General features: G+C 71.6%; 12 protein-coding genes. 7 read left to right on the plus strand and 5 right to left on the minus strand.

All coding sequences use genetic code 11. The features are described from left to right. Positions 1-11: 11 nt before the first annotated feature. The gene (ftsE, locus tag OG223_RS21145; protein ID WP_200687972.1) at positions 12-701 is read right to left on the minus strand and encodes a cell division ATP-binding protein FtsE; all 690 of its coding nucleotides are present in this window, start codon (positions 699-701) and stop codon (positions 12-14) included. A gap of 251 nt (positions 702-952) precedes the next feature. Here ftsE and OG223_RS21150 point away from each other — a divergent pair, with 251 nt between their 5' ends. Next, positions 953-1,144 carry a hypothetical protein gene (locus OG223_RS21150; RefSeq protein WP_019056429.1) on the plus strand — a complete coding sequence of 64 codons (192 nt, stop codon included), beginning with the start codon at positions 953-955 and terminating at the stop codon, positions 1,142-1,144. 96 nt (positions 1,145-1,240) lie between these two features. On the opposite strand, the gene OG223_RS21155 is transcribed toward OG223_RS21150, so the two are convergent. The 4 genes from OG223_RS21155 to OG223_RS21170 all read right to left on the minus strand — a co-directional run bounded on the left by OG223_RS21155 (position 1,241) and on the right by OG223_RS21170 (position 6,519). Then, on the minus strand, positions 1,241-1,858 hold the full coding sequence (locus OG223_RS21155) for a hypothetical protein (protein ID WP_329250822.1): 618 nt from the start codon (positions 1,856-1,858) through the stop codon (positions 1,241-1,243). Positions 1,859-2,182: 324 nt separating this feature from the next. Continuing rightward, the gene (prfB, locus tag OG223_RS21160; RefSeq protein WP_329250825.1) at positions 2,183-3,289 is read right to left on the minus strand and encodes a peptide chain release factor 2; all 1,107 of its coding nucleotides are present in this window, start codon (positions 3,287-3,289) and stop codon (positions 2,183-2,185) included. A 151-nt stretch (positions 3,290-3,440) separates the two neighbouring features. Continuing rightward, positions 3,441-4,682, minus strand: a complete 1,242-nt coding sequence (locus tag OG223_RS21165) for a serine/threonine-protein kinase (protein ID WP_329250827.1) — start codon at positions 4,680-4,682, stop codon at positions 3,441-3,443. Positions 4,683-4,815: 133 nt separating this feature from the next. Further along, positions 4,816-6,519, minus strand: a complete 1,704-nt coding sequence (locus tag OG223_RS21170; RefSeq protein ID WP_329250830.1) for a serine/threonine-protein kinase — start codon at positions 6,517-6,519, stop codon at positions 4,816-4,818. Between the two features lie 345 nt (positions 6,520-6,864). On the opposite strand from OG223_RS21170, the gene OG223_RS21175 reads away from it, so the two are divergent. The 6 genes from OG223_RS21175 (at position 6,865) to OG223_RS21200 (ending at position 18,982) form a co-directional block, all read left to right on the plus strand. After that, positions 6,865-10,428, plus strand: a complete 3,564-nt coding sequence (locus tag OG223_RS21175; RefSeq protein WP_329265404.1) for an FHA domain-containing protein — start codon at positions 6,865-6,867, stop codon at positions 10,426-10,428. Positions 10,429-10,583: 155 nt separating this feature from the next. After that, the gene (locus tag OG223_RS21180) at positions 10,584-11,969 is read left to right on the plus strand and encodes an ABC transporter substrate-binding protein (RefSeq protein ID WP_329250833.1); all 1,386 of its coding nucleotides are present in this window, start codon (positions 10,584-10,586) and stop codon (positions 11,967-11,969) included. Between the two features lie 7 nt (positions 11,970-11,976). Beyond that, a complete protein-coding gene (locus OG223_RS21185) occupies positions 11,977-13,317 on the plus strand; it encodes a carbohydrate ABC transporter permease (protein ID WP_329250835.1) in 1,341 nt (446 codons plus the stop codon). Continuing rightward, on the plus strand, positions 13,314-14,222 hold the full coding sequence (locus OG223_RS21190) for a carbohydrate ABC transporter permease (RefSeq protein ID WP_329250838.1): 909 nt from the start codon (positions 13,314-13,316) through the stop codon (positions 14,220-14,222). The genes OG223_RS21185 and OG223_RS21190 overlap by 4 nt, the downstream gene beginning before the upstream one ends. Before the next feature lie 165 nt (positions 14,223-14,387). Next, positions 14,388-16,649, plus strand: coding sequence for a bifunctional glycosyltransferase/CDP-glycerol:glycerophosphate glycerophosphotransferase (locus OG223_RS21195; protein WP_329250841.1), 2,262 nt, complete (start codon positions 14,388-14,390; stop codon positions 16,647-16,649). 146 nt (positions 16,650-16,795) lie between these two features. Beyond that, positions 16,796-18,982, plus strand: a complete 2,187-nt coding sequence (locus tag OG223_RS21200; RefSeq protein WP_329250844.1) for a bifunctional glycosyltransferase/CDP-glycerol:glycerophosphate glycerophosphotransferase — start codon at positions 16,796-16,798, stop codon at positions 18,980-18,982. Position 18,983: the final 1 nt, after the last annotated feature.

Here is an 18,983-nt window from a genome sequence, read left to right on the forward strand (position 1 = left end):
TCGAACGGCGGTCAGTGCTGGTAGCCGTAGACGCCACGTGCCTGGTCACGGACGAGGCGGCCCTTCTCCAGCTCGATGACGCGCTTGCGCATCTGGTCCACGATGTTCTGGTCGTGCGTCGCCATGACCACGGTGGTGCCCGTCCGGTTGATCCGGTCGAGCAGCTTCATGATGCCGACGGAGGTCTGCGGGTCGAGGTTGCCGGTGGGCTCGTCCGCGATGAGGAGCTTGGGCCGGTTCACGAAGGCTCTCGCGATGGCAACGCGCTGCTGCTCACCACCGGACAGCTCACCGGGCCTGCGGTCCTCCTTGCCGCCGAGCCCGACGAGGTCGAGCACCTGGGGCACGGACTTGCGGATCTCGCCCTTGGACTTGCCGATGACCTCCTGCGCGAAGGCCACGTTCTCGGCGACCGTCTTGTTGGGCAGCAGGCGGAAGTCCTGGAAGACGGTCCCCAACTGGCGGCGCATCTGCGGCACCTTCCAGTTGGAGATGCGGGCGAGGTCCTTGCCCAGCACGTGCACCTGGCCCTGACTGCACCGCTCCTCGCGGAGGACCAGCCTCAGGAAGGTGGACTTTCCGGAGCCGGAGGACCCCACGAGGAACACGAACTCGCCCTTCTCCACTTCCAGGGAGACGTCTCTGAGAGCGGGGCGGGTCTGCTTGGGGTAGACCTTGGAGACATTGTCGAATCGGATCACGGGTGCACCACGGGTAGCCGGGGGTAGGTGAGCGTGACCATACGCGACCCGGGTGTACCCGCGCAGTCGGCGTCCGGGGTTGCGCGAGGCTTGCACGTTTTGTCGCGGATTTGCAGGGCTGGAACGCACAAGGTCGGGGCAGGATAAGGCGAGCCGCGCCGAATCCAGCGGAACCTGGCACAGTGGAGGGGGAACGTTCTGGTTTCCCGGGGCGTTGTGTCTGTGAAAGCCGGTGCAAGGAGGGCGAGCGCATGACGTACGACCGGTTGGTGTGCGCGAACTGCGCGGCGCCCGTGAACGAGGGCCGCTGTCCCGTCTGCCGTGCGAACCGCGCGCGGCTGCAGCAGGAGAATCCGTGGGGCAATCTCAACCCCATGGCACTGATCGCCCTGCTCGCGGTACTGATCGCGGCGCTGGCGCTGGTGGCGCACCAGACCGCGTAGGCGGCCTGGACAAGGACACGCAGAAGGGCCCGGAGCGACATGCTCCGGGTCCTTCGTCGTACGACGTGCGTACGGTCCGTACGGGGACGGCTACCGTCAGGCGATCGTGCCGCCGCGGTTGCTGCTCGCGAGACGCGGGAGCACGCGGAAGGCGATGCCGCCGGCGATCATCGTCGCGGCGCCGATCAGCAGGAACGCGGTCTGGCCGGCACCGGTCTCGGCGAGCTCACCGCCGCTGCCCTGGGCCGTCGTGTCCGACCCGGTGTCGGTGAGCGCGGAGGTACCCGCCTCCTGGGCGGAGGAGCCGCCGTCGGGGTCGGTGTTGTTGCCGCCGGTGGAGCCGGAGCCGCTGGTGCTGCCGTCCGTCGGGGTGTCGGTGGGCTCGTCCGTCGGCTCGGTGGGGTTGTCGGTCGGCTCCGTCGGGTCGTCGCTCGGCGGAATCGAGGTCGGCGGCTCGGAGGTCGGGGGCTCCGAGGTCGGCGGCTCCGAGGTCGGCGGCTCGCTCGGCGTGTTCGGAGCGGTCGGGACAACGGTGTCGGTCGGGTCGGGCGAGGCCGGGCCGTCGAGGTTGACGTCCGCGCTGACACCGTTCTCGTCCACGGTCACACCGAGGTCGAGCGCCGATGCGGCACCCGCGGCGGTCAGCGAGGCACCGGCGGCGATGATCGCGCCGGCCGCTATGCGCGCGACACGGATCCGCGTCTTCTTGGTCATTAGGTTGCTACCCCCAGTAGCTCGTCGTCAGGGTGGCGCGTCGGTGTCCGGGGCCGTGATCGACGGGGGTGACGGCTGGCGAAAGCTCAGATCCCCCGGTTCACATGCGCCCCGGAGATACGCATGCCACGCTTCACCTTTCCCACTTTTCACAGCAACGTCAAGGCCGTTGCGAGCGCAATGTCCAACTAAGGGTTCTTTGCTGGGGGATGGAACCTGTGAGTGTGACGTAAAACCCGGACATCGTGGAGCACGACGGGAAAACAAAAGGCAACTGCCGCCCGGTGGACGGCAGTTGCCTTGTCGACAAAGCAATGTGCGGAGTTACTTCTCCTGCTGCTTGCGCCAGCGAATTCCGGCCTCCAGGAAGCCGTCGATCTCGCCGTTGAACACGGCCTCGGGGTTGCCCACTTCGTACTCCGTGCGCAGGTCCTTGACCATCTGGTACGGGTGCAGGACGTACGAACGCATCTGGTTTCCCCAGGAGTTGCCGCCGTCGCCCTTGAGGGCGTCCATCCGGGCCTGCTCCTCCTGGCGGCGGCGCTCCAGCAGCTTGGCCTGGAGCACGTTCATCGCGCTGGCCTTGTTCTGGATCTGCGAGCGCTCGTTCTGGCAGGAGACGACGATGCCGGTGGGGAGGTGGGTCAGGCGGACCGCGGAGTCGGTGGTGTTGACGCCCTGGCCGCCGGGGCCCGACGACCGGTACACGTCGACGCGCAGCTCGGACTCGTCGATCTCCATGTGGTCGGTCTGCTCGACGACCGGCAGGATCTCGACACCGGCGAAGGAGGTCTGGCGGCGCCCCTGGTTGTCGAAGGGCGAGATCCGCACCAGCCGGTGGGTGCCCTGCTCGACGGAGAGCGTGCCGTAGGCGTACGGCACGTGGACGACGAAGGTGGTCGACTTGATGCCGGCCTCTTCGGCGTACGACGTCTCGTAGAGCTCCGTCTTGTAGCCGTGGCGCTCGGCCCAGCGCAGGTACATGCGCTGGAGCTTCTCGGTGAAGTCGGAGGCGTCGACGCCGCCGGCCTCGGCGCGGATGGTGACGACGGCCTCGCGGGAGTCGTACTCGCCGGAGAGGAGGGTACGGACCTCCATCTCGTCCAGCGCCTTCTTGACGGCGGTCAGCTCGTTCTCCGCCTCGGCGCGGGTGTCCGGGTCGTCCTCCTCCTCGGCCATCTCGAAGAGGACCGAGAGGTCGTCGATCCGGCCGCGAAGGGCCTCGGTCTTGCGGATCTCGGCCTGGAGGTGGCTCAGCTTGCTGGTGACCTTCTGCGCCGCCTCCGGGTCGTCCCACAGGGAGGGCGCTGCCGCCTGCTCCTCGAGGACGACGACATCTGCCCTCAGCGTGTCCAGGTCCAGGACGGCCTCGATCGACTCCATGGTCGAGGAGAGGGACTTGAGCTCTTCGGAAACATCGACGACTGCCACGCCTCCAGCGTAACGGCTCCGCCAAGCGGGGAGTGCCGTGGCCGTAACGGGGCTCTGGTCACCCGGCGCCGGGGCGGGCGTACCTGGGGGCTCCGCCCCCAGACCGCCGTACCTGTCCCGACTCGGCCGGCTGCAAAGTACCGAAGGACCCTTACGGCGAAGCCGGTGCCGAGTTCTTCGTGTCCGGGGCGTTCGTGCCGGAGTCGTCCCCGGACGTCGCCGCCCACGTGCCGACCCCCACCGCCGCGACCAGCACCACTCCCGCCGCCGCCAGCGTCAGCCGCCTGCGCCGGGTCGCCGCCCGGTGCCGGGCCGAACCGGGACGCGGGGCGCCCGCCGGACGCGGGGCCCGTGCCGTACCGCGCGGGCCGCCCGCCAGCTCGTCCGGCGCGGGCACGCGCATCGACGTGTGGGTGTCCCGGTTGGAGTCGGCGGGCTTGGCGCCCGGCACCAGCGGTACGGCGCCCCGTCGTACCCGCTCGCTGCGCGCGGGCGCGGCCACCGGGGTCTCCTCCTGCTCCGCCTCCTCCGGCTCGGTGTCCGGCTCGTCGACGTCCAGCGGGGGCATCCCGGCCAGCAGGGGCAGTTGTTCGCGCAGCCGGGCGGCGAGTTCGGAGGCGCGCAGCCGGGAGGCCGGGGCCTTCGCCAGGCACTGCACCATGAGCTGCCACAGTTCGTCGGGGATCCCGGGCAGCGGTACGACGGTCTCGGTGACATGGCGTCGCAGCACCGCACCGGGGTGGCCGCCGCCGAACGGGGTGAATCCGGCGAGGAGTTCGTACAGGACGGTCGCCAGGGCGTAGATGTCGACGGCCGCGCGCGGGGGCAGGCCCTCGACGATCTCGGGGGCGAGGTAGTCCGGCGTGCCGATGATCTTCGTGGCGCGGGTGCGGCGCGGGGAGTCGATGAGTTTGGCGACCCCGAAGTCCGTCAGCAGCGCGGGGTGCGCGCCGCCGGGGCCGAGCGGGCCCTGCATGTCGAGGAGCACGTTCTCCGGCTTGACGTCCCGGTGGACGACGCCGGCCGCGTGGGCCGCCGCGAGTCCGTCCGCGATGTCGGCGACGATCGCGACCGCCGCCTCGGGGGAGAGCCTGCGTTCCCGGTCGAGGCGGGTGCGCAGGTCGGTGCCGCGGACCAGGTCCATGACGAGGGCGAGGTCGTTGCCGTCGACGACCAGGTCCCGTACGGACACGATGTTCGGGTGCTCCAGGCCGAGCAGGGCGGTGCGCTCCTGCACGAAGCGGCCGACGAGTTCCTGGTCGGACGCGAGGTCCTCGCGCAGCAGCTTGACGGCGACGGGCCCGTCGGGCCCCTCACCCAGCCACACCGTGCCGGCGCTGCCCCGCCCCAGGATCTGGTTGGCGGTGTACCGGCTGCCGATCTTCCGTGCCAAGGCTGCTCCTACCAGACGCGTGTTGTCGTTAAAACTACGCGTCAGATGAGCCAACCTTCACCGCGGAGGCGGAAATCACCCACTGGGTGTCGACAAATCACCAACACAACGTCCGACTTGGGCTTTTCGGGGGTCAGTTGCCCGCGGCCGAACCCAGATCCTTGACCCAGCCGCTCACCGTGCCGACGGTGTCGCTGATCTCCTGCCAGTAGCTCTTGCCCGTGCCGATCCAGTGCTGCAGCGGGGTCAGTTCCCAGACCAGCCAGCCCGCGAGAACCAGCAGGACGATCGTGAAGAGGCAGCCCTTCAGACAGCCCAGGCCGGGGATCTTCATCGGGTTGGCGCTGCGCTGCCGCGGCTGGCGGGGCTCACGGGCCGCCGGCTCCTGCGGCCGCTGGGGCTGCGGGCGCGGCGGGGCGTACTGCTGCGGCTGTTGCTGCTGCGGATGGCCGTAGCCGCCCTGCTGCTGCGGTTGCTGACGCTGCGAGGGCCGCTGCTGCGGGCGTTGCTGTGCGGCCTGGCGGGGCTGTTGCTGGGGCTGCTGCTGCGGGCGGGAGACCTGGCGCTGGGGGCGGCGGCGCAGCGGGTCCTCGCCCGGGTCGAGGTAGGGCTGGAACTGTGTCTGTTCGTTGCGGTCGCGGGCCGCGCGGAGCTGGTTCTGCCAGGGGTGCGGCTGCTCGGGGCCGGGGCCTGACGGGTTCTGCCCGCCCTGTTGGCCCTGCTGGCCGTACGGGTTCTGCGGCATGACCGTGGTCGGGTCGGCCGCGCCGCGGTTCGGCATCACGGTGGTGGGGTCGGCGGCGCCCACCGGGCCGCTGGTGTGCGGGAGGACGCTGGTCGCCGCGTTCGGGTCGTAGGCGCCGGCCTGGTGCGACAGGACCTGCGTCGGGTCCGCGGCGCCGGGCACGCCCGGTACGGCGGCGGGCGTGGGGTCGGGGGCCAGCAGCCTGCCGACGTTCTCGGCGGCGGCGATCTGCGCGGAGTTGGCGTGCACGCCGACGCCCTCGGCGACGACGCGCAGGCCGCGGGCGAGGTTCTCGGCGCTGGGCCGCTCGTCCGGGTTCTTGCGCAGGCAGCGCTCGATGACCGTCCACAGGGGGTCGGGGACCGTCGAGGGGCGGCGCGGTTCGGCGCTCAGGTGCTGGTGGAGGACTTCGAGGGCCGAGCCGCCGGAGAACGGCGGATGGCCGGTGACCAGCTCGTACAGCAGGATGCCGGCGCCGTAGATGTCCACGGCGGAGGTCTGCGGGCGGCCCTCGGCGGACTCCGGCGCGATGTACGCGGGCGTGCCGACGAATTCCTGCGTGCGGGTCAGGCCCGGGGAGTCGGCGAGGCGGGCGATGCCGAAGTCGGTGAGCAGCGGGTACATCTGGCCGCCGCCCTGCTTGAGCAGGACGTTGGCCGGCTTCAGGTCGCGGTGGACGACGCCGTCGGCGTGGCTGGCGGCCAGCGCGTCGGCGATCTGCGCGGTGAGCAGGGCCGCGCCGACGGGGCTGAAGGGGCCGTTCTCGCGCAGGTAGTGGTGCAGGTCGGGGCCCTCGACGAGATCCATGACGAGCGCCAGGAGATCGCCCTCGACGACCAGGTCGCGGACCCGGACGATGTTCGGGTGGGTCAGGCGCAGCAGCACCGACCGCTCGCGCAGGAACCGCATCACGATGTCGGGATCGTTCGCGAGTTCTTCCTTGAGGACCTTGATCGCGACGGTCTCTCCGGGCTGGCCCTGGACGGCCGCCTCGGCGCCCGCGGTCTCCCGCTGGCGGGCCCGCCAGACGGTGCCCGTGGCACCGCGTCCGAGCGGCTCCTCCAGGAGGTACTTGCTGCCTACCGGCCGCACGTCTGCGCTCCCTGCTGCTTGCCTGTGTTCCGGTCCACTGTAGTGCCGCCCCTCTTGCGGCTACCTACGTAAGCATCGCCGTACATGTTCGAAGGAAAGACGCTCACCCCGGTCTCCCGGTTGCCCCAATGGTCGTCGAGGCCGGACATGACCGGTCTCACTCGATCACCGGCGCACCACTGGTCAGGCACTTTTGGGGACAGAGCTGACCAATCAAGATCACTTGCTGCCGGGCCCCGGGCGAGTTGTCAGTGGCAGGTGCGAGGATGCGTGCAGTACTGGCCGATGTGCTCGCGCGGGGTGGGGGAATATTCCGTGCCGGGGCAGAAGGGACCGCTGACGGCGATGCAGATCCGGCTGACCGTCGTAGACCCGCTGGGGCCGCCCGCGCAGCCGCGGGGCCGCTCCGCGAGTTGCGATGTGCTGGTCACCGCGCCCGCCGGCACGGCCCTGGCCGCGGTGGCGTCCGCGCTGGCCTCGGCGGTCTCCGCCGAGGCGGTCGCGTCGCAGTCCGAGCGGAGCCGCGAGTCCGGCGGCCCGATCGTGCTGTACGCGGGCGTGGAGCGCCTCGACACCCAGCGCTGCACCCTGGGCGAGCCGCCGCTGACGGACGGCGCGGTGCTGTCCCTGGGCGCCCCCGCCGAGCCCGAGGCGCATCCCGAGCTGGACGACGCCCCGACCCAGCTCCATGTGGTCGCGGGCCCGGACGCGGGCGGGGTGCACCTCCTGCACGGCGGCCAGATCCACATCGGCCGCTCCGCCGACGCCGATGTCCCGCTCGACGACCCGGACGTGTCCCGGCTGCACTGCGCGGTGACGGTCGACCCCGGGGGCCGGGTCTCGGTCGCCGACCTGGGCTCGACGAACGGCACGACACTGGCGGGCACGCGCGTGGGCACCCGCCCGGTGCGCTTCGCCCCGGGCGCGCTGCTGCGCGTCGGCGAGTCGGCCCTGCGGCTGACCCCGTCCGGCGGTCCGGGAGCGCGGGCCGAGACCGCCCCCGACGGCGAGGGCCACGTGCGCGTGTCCCCCGGCACCCCGGCCACCCCGGGCAGCGAACCGCTCGTGGTGCCGGGCCAGGGCGGCGCCCCGAGCATCGAGCACCGCGTCGTCCAGGACGGCGGGGACACCCACGCCGGCCGCTTCGGGGTGTTCGGCGAGCCCCTGCCCGACGGGGCCGCCGAGGACGCGTTCTCGGCGCGTACGACGACCTCCCGCATCCCCGCCGACGACGGCTCCGGCGACCACGGCGGACGGAAGGGCACCCCGCTCCGGGGCACCGACGTTCCGCAGGGCGTGCGCAGGCGCGGTGGCATCGGCAAGTGGGCGCGCCGCCTGACGGGCGGCCGCGGCGAGCCGACGGCCGAGGACCCCGAGGCGTCGTACGGCTCTTCGTACGACGGCTACGACTCCTACGGCTCCCACGGCGAGGAGGGCGCCGACGAGAGCGTGCCGTCCTCGCCCGTCGTCCTCCAGCAGCCGGACACCTGGCCCGATCCGGCGGCCCTGCTGCTCACCGCGCTGGGCCCGGGCCCCCGCCTGTGGGAGCGCGCCCCCGGTCACCCCGAGGCGCTCACCGTGCGGCTCGGCACGGCGGACCGGCCGACACCGGACGGCTCGGCGCTGCTGTCCGCGGTGCCGGTGACCTCCGGGCTCCGTGAGGTCGGCGCGCTGGGCCTGGCCGGTCCGCGCGCGCGGCTGTCCGGGCTGGCCCGCGCGGTGGTGGCCCAGCTCGCCGCGCTGCACTCCCCCGACGCCCTGGAGATCGTGCTGATCAGCACGGACCGCGCGCGTCCGGTGGCCGAGCGCACCGCCGAGTGGTCCTGGCTCGGCTGGCTGCCGCATCTGCGCCCCGGGCACGGCCAGGACTGCCGGCTCCTGCTGGCCTACGACCGGGAACAGGCGACGGCCCGGACCGACGAGCTGCTGCGCCGCCTGGAGGACCACACCGCCGACACGCACGGCACGGGTCGGCCGATCATCGCCTCCGGCGCCTCCGGCCGCCGCACTCCGGGCATCGGCGCACAGCGCGGCTCGTCGGAGGGGCAGTCAGGGGTGTCCTCGCCCTCGGCCGCCTCCTCGCAACTCGGCTCCGCGGAGGGCGAGTCGGGAGCCACCGCGCGGCACACGGCCGCGGACCGGCACCCGCGCGGGGCGACCGTTTACAGCACCAGTGACGACGCCCACCACCACCGGTCCGGCACCCCCGACCCCTCGGGCGCCGTCCGGCAGCGCCCTTCCGACGCCGAGCCCGCCGACCCGGTCCGCGGTGCCGCCCACCGCCCCGCCTGGGCCCGCGCCGACGACGGTGACGGTTCGGGGGACGGCTTCGTCGGGCCGTACACCGTGCTCGTGGTGGACGGTGATCCCGGTGGGGCCGATGTGCGCGAGGCGGTGGCGCGGCTGGCGCACGACGGACCCCGGGCCGGTATTCACGTCGTCTGTCTCGCCGAGACGGAGGCGGCCCCGTCCTCGCCCTCGTCGCCGGTGACGACGACCTACGAGGCCGCGTGCGCCGCGGCGCCGACCTTCCGGGAGTGCGGGGCGGTCGCGCTGCTCAGCGGCGATGTCGCCACGGCTCTGCGGCTGCTGCGGGTCTCGCACGCCGGTACGGGGGCGTCCCGGCCGGCTCCGGACGGCCCCGGCCCGGTCGGGCACGGCACCACCGCCGCCATGGACGCGGTCTCGCTCGCGTGGGCCGAGCGGTTCGCGCGGGCGCTGGCACCGCTGAGGGCGGACGGTCCCGGCGGCGAGCGGCACACGCGCGTGTCGGCGCCGTTGCCCCCATCGGCGCGCCTGCTGGACGAGTTGGGGCTGGCCCGGGCCACCCCGGCGTCCCTGCTGACGCGGTGGGCGGACGCGGGGGACGACAAGGACGCGATCGGCGGCCGGGCCTGGGCGGTGCTCGGCGCCGGACCGCGCGGGCCGGTCACCGTGGACCTCGCCGCCGAGGGACCCCATCTGCTGATCGAGGGCCCGCCCGGCAGTGGCCGTACGGAGTTGCTGCGCGCGGTCGTAGCCTCGCTCGCCGCCGCCGAGCGCCCCGACCGGCTGGGCATCGTGCTGATGGACGGCCGGGACAGCGTGGGCGCGAGCGGCGGTCACGGCGAGGGCCTGCGGGTCTGCACGGACGTGCCGCATGTGACGACCCATCTGACGGCCAACGACCCTGTCCGTATGCGGGAGTTCGCGCAGTCCCTGAGCGCCGAGCTGAAGCGGCGGGCCGAGTTGCTGGGCCGGGTCGGCTTCGTGGAGTGGCACTCCCGGCACGAGGTGTCGGGGCGGATCATCGCCCAGCGCGGCACGTCCGGTGCCGGGGATCTGGAGAGCCCGTCCAGTTCGACGATCCGGCTGCGCCCGTCGGCGGCGGCCCGTCAACAGACCGAGGCGGCACCGCCGTTGCCCCGGCTGGTCGTGGTGGTGGACGACCTGGACGCGCTGGTGAAGCCGCCGCTCGGCTCGCCCGGCCGGCCCGCCGCCGGTTCGGTGATACGCGCACTGGAGGCGGTGGCCCGCGAGGGCGAGCGGCTCGGCGTGCACCTGGTGGCGGCCTCCGCCGTGGAAGCGCGGACGTCCGAGGCGGAACCCGCCCGGCATGCCACGCTCCGTGTCACCCTCGACCCGACGGCCCAGGGGCCGGACGAACCCGCGCCGGGGCGTGGGCGGTTGATCCTCGCGGACGGCCGGAGCACTCCCTTCCAGGGGGGCCGCGTCACGGGCCGTATCCCGCGCACGGCGACGCTCCGGCCCACGGTCGTGCCGCTGGAGTGGCAGCGCATGGGCGACCCCCCGGCCCGCCGCCCGGTCCGCGAACTGGGCAACGGGCCCACGGACTTGGCGCTCCTGGCCAGCGCGTTGGAAAGGGCGACGCGTTCGGTGTCGGCGGCGGAGGTGCCGTCGCTCCTCTGATCGTTCACAGGTCGCCCACACAACCCCACGTCACGACCCCATCACGATCGCGTACTTGACAGTGGACGTCATCTTGCCGCGTTCAAGTACCGGGCGTAGACCAGTGCGCACGGAAGCGTTCGAGCGTTCGACGAGGAACGAAGAACGGGGCAGTGATGCGCAGCACGAGCAGCACACACCGGACACGTACCACCGTACGCACAGCGGCGGTTGTCGCCGCGGGGGCACTGGCGCTCTCGCTCACGGCCTGTGGAGGCGGCGGCGACAAGAGCGACGACAGCAACTCCAGCAGTCCCTCGGCGACCGCCGGCACGGTCACCCTCCCCAAGCTGAACGGCGCGAGCCTCGAAGTGGCCGCCGTGTGGACGGGTGCCGAGCAGAAGAACTTCAAGACGGTCCTCGCGGAGTTCGAGAAGCGCACGGGTGCCAAGGTCACCTTCGTGCCCGCGCAGGACCCGATCATCAACTTCCTCGGCTCGAAGATCGCGGGCGGCCAGCCGCCGGACGTCGCGATGCTCCCGCAGCCCGGCGCGATCAAACAGGCCGTCGACAAGAAGTGGGCCAAGCCCCTGGGAGCCGACGCGATCGCGGAGTTGCAGAAGAACTACTCGCAGGGCTGGCAGGACATCGGCAAGGTCGACGGCAAGCAGTACGGCGTCTACTACAAGGCCGCCAACAAGTCGCTGATCTGGTACAACGCCAAGGTCTTCGAGAACGCGGGCGCCAAGGAGCCCAAGACCTGGCAGGAGTTGCTGACCACCGCGCAGACGGTCTACGACTCCGGGGTCACCCCCTTCTCGGTCGCGGGCGCGGACGGCTGGCCGCTCACCGACTGGTTCGAGAACATCTATCTGTCGCAGGCGGGCCCGGAGAAGTACGACGAACTCGCCCAGCACAAGATCAAGTGGACGGACCCCTCCGTGAAGGAGGCGCTGACCACGCTGGCCCAGATCTGGGGCAAGAAGGCCTATATCGCGGGCGGTCAGAGCGGCGCGCTGCAGACGGAGTTCCCCGCCTCGGTCACCCAGACCTTCAACGGCGGCGACCAGCCGAAGTCCGCGATGGTCTACGAGGGCGACTTCGTGCAGGTCAACATCGGTGAGACGAAGGCGAAGGTGGGCACCGACGCGAAGGTGTTCCCGTTCCCGGCGGTGGGCTCCAGCGCCCCCGTGGTCTCCGGCGGCGACGCGGCCGTCATCCTGAAGGACTCCAAGGCCGCCCAGGCGCTGGCGACTTTCCTCGCCTCACCGGACGCGGCAACGATCCAGGCGAAGCTCGGCGGCTATCTCTCCCCCAACAAGAACGTGCCGGACTCGGCGTACCCGAACGCGGTGCAGCGGACGATCGCCAAGGCGCTGATCGCGGCCGGTGACGACTTCCGCTTCGACATGTCCGACCAGGCCCCGCAGTCCTTCGGCGGGACCCCGGGCAAGGGCGAGTGGAAGGACCTCCAGGACTTCCTGAAGAACCCGACCGATATCGCGGGCACGCAGGCACAGTTGGAGAAGGACGCGGCGGCGGCGTACGCGAGCGGGAGCTGAGCCGGCGATGGCATCGGCAGCGGCGGAGGCCCCCGGGGCCCCCGTCCCTCCCCGCAACCGCAAGAGCGTGACCGGCACCCGCAGGACCGTGGCGGTGCTGTTCCTGCTGCCCGCCCTGGTGCTGCTCGGCGCGCTCGTGGTCTACCCGATCGGGTACTCGCTGGTGCGCAGCTTCGGCAACCGGGCCGGCGACGGCTTCGCCGGATTCGACAACTACAAAGCCCTGTTCACCGACGACGGCATCCGCACCGCCCTGAAGAACAACGTCATCTGGGTGATCTTCGCGCCGACGGTCGCCACCGCCCTCGGCCTGATCTTCGCGGTACTGACCGAACGGGTGCGCTGGGGAACGGCGTTCAAGCTGGTCGTCTTCATGCCGATGGCGATCTCGATGCTGGCCGCCGGCATCATCTTCCGGCTCGTCTACGACCAGGACCCGCACAAGGGCGTCGCCAACGCGGTCTGGGTCGGCGTCCACGACACGTTCGTCTCGTCGTCGGCGTTCCCCAACGCCCACCCGGGCCGCGAGTCGCCTCTGAAGGCGGACCACGGCGGCTTCATCACCAGTACGACGGTCCACACGGGCCAGACCGTCGTCCTCCCGCTGGTCGGCGTCGCCCCCGACCAGATGCCCGACGGCGCGAAGAAGGCCGCAGCGGCGAAGGCGGAGCCGGGGAAGATCACCGGCACGACCTGGCAGGACTTCACCCGCGGCAAGGGCGTCGGCAAGCTCGGCGGGGTCGACCCGTCGGAGCTCGGCTACGGCGGGATGCGCATCGAGGCGGTCAAGGACGGCAAGGTGGTCGCCTCGGCGAAGGCCGCAGGCGACGGCACCTTCACGCTGCCCGCCAAGGCCGACGGGGCCCAACTCAGGCTCCCGGCAGGCAACTTCAAGGCGCCGTACAACGGAGTGGAGTGGCTGGGCCCGTCGTTGGTGACGCCGGCCATCATCGGGTCGTACGTGTGGATGTGGGCCGGGTTCGCGATGGTGCTGATCGCGGCCGGACTCGCGGGTGTGCCACGGGAGTTGCTGGAGGCTGCGCGGGTCGACGGTGCCAACGAGTGGCAGGTGTTCCGGCGGGTCACGGTGCCGCTGCTGGCGCCGGTGCTCGCGGTCGTCGCCGTCACGCTGATGATCAATGTGCTGAAGATCTTCGACCTGGTCTTCATCATCGCCCCGGGCTCCTCGCAGGACGACGCCAACGTGCTGGCCCTGGAGCTGTACCGGAAGGGCTTCTCGGAGGACCAGCCGGGTGTGGCCAGCGCGATCTCGGTGTTCCTGCTGCTGCTGGTGATCCCGGTGATGCTCTTCAATGTCCGTCGACTGCGGCGGGAGGTGCGGCGATGACCACGGATGCCGGAACTCTGGGCACAGCAGGGCCTGTTGAGACCGTCAAGGCGCGGGAGTCGCTCGGTGGGCGGCTCGCGGCGGCGGCGAGCGGGGGGCTCGTCCGGGTGTTCCTGATCGTCGTCGGGCTGTTCTGGCTGGTGCCGACGATCGGGCTGCTGCTGTCCTCGCTGCGCTCGCCGGAGGACATGAGCGCGAGCGGCTGGTGGAAGGTCTTCAGCCAGCCGTCCCAACTCACCTTCCACAGCTACAAAACGCTGCTGGAGAACAGCGACATCACCAACTCGCTGTGGAACACCGTCCTGATCACCGTTCCGGCGACGATCCTGGTCGTGGTGATCGGCTCGCTCGCGGGCTACGCGTTCGCGTGGATGGAGTTCCCGGGCCGCGACTGGTGGTTCCTGGGCGTGGTCAGTCTGTTGGTCGTGCCGGTGCAGGTCGCGCTGATCCCGATCGCCGAACTCTTCGGCAAGCTGGGCCTGTTCGGGACCATCTTCGGGGTGATCCTGTTCCATGTCGGCTACGGGCTGCCGTTCGCGGTGTTCCTGCTCCGGAACTTCTTCGCGGAGATCCCGCGCGAACTCCTGGAGGCGGCGCGTCTCGACGGCGCCGGTGAACTCCGGCTGTTCGCACGGGTGGTGATGCCGCTCGGCGGGCCCGCGATCGCGAGCCTGGGCATCTTCCAGTTCCTGTGGGTGTGGAACGACATGCTGGTCGCGCTGGTCTTCACCAAATCCAGCACGCAGCCGATCACGGTCGCACTCCAGACCCAGGTACGCCAGTTCGGCAACAACATCGACGTGCTGGCACCCGGTGCGTTCATCTCCATGGTGATCCCGCTGGCCGTGTTCTTCGCGTTCCAGCGGCAGTTCGTGTCCGGCGTGATGGCGGGCGCGGTCAAATAGCCCACAAATAGCAACAAAGCAGGCGCATTTCGGGAGGCGGGCCGTCACCGGCCCGCCTTTTCCCGTTCACCGGGGATCCCCCGTATGCCGTACGCGCCGTAACCAAGTCACTCCATCGGCCGTTCCCGGGCAGAACGCCCGCGCCGACCGACCCATGGATGTCCCTTGCCCAGGTTCAGTGTCATTGTCCCCGCGTACAAGGTCCAGGCGTACCTGCACGAATGCCTGGAATCGGTGCTCTCCCAGTCGTATCCCGATCTGGAGTTGATCGCGGTCGACGACTGCTCGCCGGACGCCTGCGGCGCGATCATCGACGAGTTCGCGGCCCGCGACGCCCGCGTACGCGCCGTCCACCTCTCCGAGAACCAAGGCCTCGGCCGCGCCCGCAACGCCGGTCTGGCACAGGCCACCGGCGACTATCTCGTGTTCCTCGACAGCGACGACACGCTCACGCCCGACGCGCTGCGCTCGATCGCCGACCGGCTCAAGGAGACCGGCGAGCCGGACGTCCTCGTCTTCGACTACGCGCGCACCTTCTGGTCGGGCGAGGCCCAACGCAACAAGGTCGCCGCCCAGTTGACCGAACAGGGCCCGGCGCCCTTCCGGCTGGAGGACCGCCCGGGGCTCCTCCGGGTCATCATGGTCGCCTGGAACAAGGCCTACCGGCGGGAGTTCGTCGAGCGCGAGGGCTTCGCCTTCCCGCCCGGCTACTACGAGGACACCCCGTGGACCTACCCCGTGCTGATGGCGGCGGAGACGATCGCGACCCTCGACCGGGTCTGCGTCCACTACCGCCAGCGCCGCCAGGGCAACATCCTCGGCACCACCAGCCGTAAGCACTTCGACGTCTTCGACCAGTACGACCGGGTCTTCGCGTTCGTCGACGCGCGCCCCGAACTCGCCGAGTGGCGGCCGGTGTTGTTCCGCCGCATGGTCGACCACCTGGCGACGGTGTTCACCAAGCCGGACCGGCTGCCGCGCGGCACCCGCGCCGAGTTCCTGCGCAAGGCCCGTGCGCACTACCGGCGTTACCGCATCCCCGGCACCCCGGTGCCGCTGCGCACCCGGCTGCGCCACGCGTTCGTGCACTTCGGCGTGCACCGCACGTTCCGGGCCGTGCAGCAGGCGATGAGCTGGCGGCGCCGGGCGGTCAAGCTCACCGCCAAGCTCCTGCGCAACCTCAGAGCGGCGGTCCTCCAGCTCCACTACCGCCTCCAACTCCGGCTCCCGCTCCGGGATCGCGCGGTGTTCGCCGCCTACTGGGGACGCGGCCACAGTTGCAACCCGGGCGCGCTGGAGACCGCGTTCCGCACCCACGCCCCGCACATCCGCACGGCGTGGATCGCCCGCCCCGAGCACCACCACACGATCCCGGCCGCCACCCGCAGGCTGCGCCCGAACACGGTCTCCTACTGGACCGCGCTGGCGCGCTCCAAGTACCTGGTGAACAACGTCAACTTCGACCGCCGGCTGGTCAAGCGCCCTGGCCAGGTGCTCATCCAGACCCAACACGGCACCCCGCTCAAGCACATGGGCCTCGACCTCCAGGAACGCCCGGCCGCCGCACGGGACATGGACTTCGGCGAACTCCTCAAGGGCGTCGACAAGTGGGACCACGTCCTGTCCCCCAACCGCCACACCACCCTGACCTGGGAACGGGTCTACCCCGGCAGCTACACCACGCTCGCCTACGGCTATCCCCGCAACGACGTGTTCCAGCAGGCGACTTCGGCCGACGTGCACCGCCTGCGCGAGTCGCTCGGCATCCCGCGGGACGCGATCGCGCTCCTCTACGCGCCGACCCACCGCGACTACCGCCGCGTCCAGCGCGCCCACCTCGACCTCGACCGCGTGCTGCGCCGCCTCGGCCCGCGCTTCGTCGTGCTGGCCCGCGCCCACTACTGGCACGAGGGCCCCCTCGCCGCCGCCGCGTCCGGCCGGATCATCGACGTCACCGACCACCCCAGCGTCGAATCCCTCTGCCTGGCCTCGGACGCGCTGGTCACCGACTACTCGTCCCTGATGTTCGACTACGCCAACCTCGACCGCCCGATCGTCATCCACGCCGACGACTGGGAGGCCTACGAGGCGGCCCGCGGCACCTACTTCGACCTGCGGGCCTTCCCGCCGGGCGCGGTCGCGCGCAGCGAGGACGAACTGATCGACATCTTCGCGACCGACCACTGGCGCGGCTCCCGCTCGGCCCAACTGCGCACCGCGTTCCGCGAACGCTTCTGCCCCTACGACGACGGCCGCGCCGCCGAACGGGTCGTACGGCACGTGGTGTTGGGCGAGAGAGACCTCCCGCCGGTCGTCCCGCTCGCCGACCGCCACCCGGTCCCGTCGGCCGCCGCGAGCCGTACGCACTCCCCGCTCGCCACCGTGCCGCAGCCCACGGCGTCCCGGCCCGTCACCGACCGACTCTGAACGCCGTTCCCACACAAGGGAGTTCACATGCCCTCAAGCCCCTCGCGGCCCACGCCGACCCGGCCGACGACCTGGCGTCCGACCGGGCGCCCCGGCCACCGCGCGCACTGACCCGGACCCCTCCGGCCCACTGGAGAAAGAACAGAATGCCCCGCTTCAGCATCATCGTCCCGTCCCACGGGGTCGCCGGCCGACTGGCCCTGGCCCTGGACTCGGTCCTCGCGCAGTCCTACGGCGACTTCGAGCTGATCCCGGTCTGCGACGCCCCCGGCTCCCCGGCCGCCGACGTCGCCGCCGGTCACGCCGGGCGGGACTCGCGGGTGGCGCCGGTCAACTCCCCACCGTCCGCGGGGCTTGGCGGGGCCCGCAACACCGGCCTGCGGGCGGCGACCGGCGCCTACGTCCTGTTCCTGGACGGCGACGACACCCTCGCCCCGGGGGCACTGGCCGCGCTGGACGCCCGGCTGACGGAGACCGGTGACGTCGACGCCCTGTACTTCGAGCACGAGCGCACCCCGTGGTGGGAGGGCGAGCCCACCAACCCGGCGGCCCCGCTGCTGGCGAAGACCCCGGCCGGCGCCTTCTCCCCCGCCCAGGCACCGCAGTTGACCGGCGTACAGCTCCCGGCATGGAGTGCGGCCTACCGCCGCGCCTTCCTCACCGACCACCAACTCACCTTCCCCGAGGGCCCGTTCACCGACCTCGGCTGGGGCGGCGCGGTCACCGTCGCCGCCGAGCGGGTGGCGGTGCTGCGCTCGGTCGTCGTACGGCATCTGCTGCGGCGGCAGGGCAGCCGGCTCAACCTGCCGGGCGCGCACCATCACCAACTCCTCGACCAGGTCGACCTGGTGCTGACGCGGGCCGCCGAGAGCGCTCTGTCCGGCGCCCTGTTCGAGCAGCTCTTCGCGATGGTGCTGAAGACGGCCTCGCGTCCCGAGCGCCTGCCCTCCGGGCGCCGCGCCTTCTTCCGCCGGGCGGGGCGGCTGTACCGCACACACCGGCCCGCCGGATTCCGTACGCCGGGCGGGAGTCTGGGAGTTCAGCACCGGCTGCTGGCGTCGGGCGCGTACTCGGCGTTCCGGGCACTGCGCGGCGCCAACCGGTCGGCGGAGGCGGCGGCGGAGCGGGTCCCCCGCCCCCGGATGCTCCGCACCCGCCTGCGCTACGCCCGCGACCTGCGCCGCCCGCTCGACCCCGACCTGGCCGTCTACTGCGCCTATTGGGGCCGGGGCTACGCGTGCAGCCCGGCCGCGATCCACGCCAAGGCCGCCGAACTCGCCCCGCACATCCGCTCGGTGTTCCTGGTGGAGCCGGACGCGGTGGACGCCGTACCGAAGGGCGTCGAGCACGCCGTGATCGGCAGCCGGACGTACTGGGAGGTGCTGGCGCGGGCCAAGTACCTGGTGAACAACGCCAACTTCGCGGAGGGCGTCGTCAAGCGGCCCGGCAGTGTGCACGTCCAGACGCAGCACGGGACGCCGCTGAAGAAGATGGGCGTCGACCAGTCGACGTACCCGGTGGTGGCCGCCGCGACCGGCAGCTTCGCCAAGTTGCTGGGCCGGGTGGACCGTTGGGACTACAACATCTCCTCCAACCGACACTCCACCCAGATGTGGGAGCGCGCCTTCCCGGGTTCCTACGAGGCGTTGGAGTACGGCTATCCGCGCAACGACGTGTACTGCACGGCGACGGCCGACGAAGTGGCGCGTGTGCGGCGGGAGTTGGGTGTCCCGGAGGGCAAGACGGCCGTCCTGTACGCGCCGACCCACCGCGACTACCAGACCGGTTTCGACACCGGCCTCGACCTGGAGGCGTTCTGCGCGGCGGCCGGTGAGGACGTCGTCGTGCTGCTGCGCGCCCACTACTTCTACGACCAGGGCCGGGCGAAGAGCAGCGGCCGGATCATCGACGTGACCGGGCACCGCTCCTCCGAGGACGTGTGCCTGGCCGCCGACGCGCTGGTCACGGACTACTCGTCGATCATGTTCGACTACGCCAACCTCGACCGGCCGATCGTCGTGTACGCCGACGACTGGGACGTCTACCGGGAGACGCGGGGCGTCTACTTCGACCTCATGGAGGCGCCGCCGGGACCGGTCGCGCGGACGCCCGAGGAGCTGGCGCAGGTGTTCCGCGACGGCTCGTACGCGGGTGCGGAGTCCAAGGCCCTGCGGGCCGAATTCCGGTCCCGGTTCTGCGAGTTCGACGACGGGCTGGCCGCCGAGCGGGTCGTACGCCGGGTGTTCCTCGGTGAGCCGCCGGAGGCGATCCCGCCCGTGATCCCGCTCGCGGAGCGCGTCCCGGCCCCCGCCGCCACCCTCGTAAGGAGCTGAA

The sequence above is a fragment of the Streptomyces sp. NBC_01478 genome (assembly GCF_036227225.1).
GTDB lineage: Bacteria > Actinomycetota > Actinomycetes > Streptomycetales > Streptomycetaceae > Streptomyces.

Excerpts from the sequence above, each read along its gene's own strand:
- OG223_RS21150 (WP_019056429.1), top strand. The coding sequence starts at position 953 with ATGACGTACGACCGGTTGGTGTGCGCGAACTGCGCGGCGCCCGTGAAC.
- OG223_RS21155 (WP_329250822.1), bottom strand. The coding sequence starts at position 1,858 with ATGACCAAGAAGACGCGGATCCGTGTCGCGCGCATAGCGGCCGGCGCG.
- OG223_RS21175 (WP_329265404.1), top strand. The coding sequence starts at position 6,865 with ATGCAGATCCGGCTGACCGTCGTAGACCCGCTGGGGCCGCCCGCGCAG.
- OG223_RS21180 (WP_329250833.1), top strand. The coding sequence starts at position 10,584 with ATGCGCAGCACGAGCAGCACACACCGGACACGTACCACCGTACGCACA.
- OG223_RS21185 (WP_329250835.1), top strand. The coding sequence starts at position 11,977 with ATGGCATCGGCAGCGGCGGAGGCCCCCGGGGCCCCCGTCCCTCCCCGC.
- OG223_RS21190 (WP_329250838.1), top strand. The coding sequence starts at position 13,314 with ATGACCACGGATGCCGGAACTCTGGGCACAGCAGGGCCTGTTGAGACC.
- OG223_RS21200 (WP_329250844.1), top strand. The coding sequence starts at position 16,796 with ATGCCCCGCTTCAGCATCATCGTCCCGTCCCACGGGGTCGCCGGCCGA.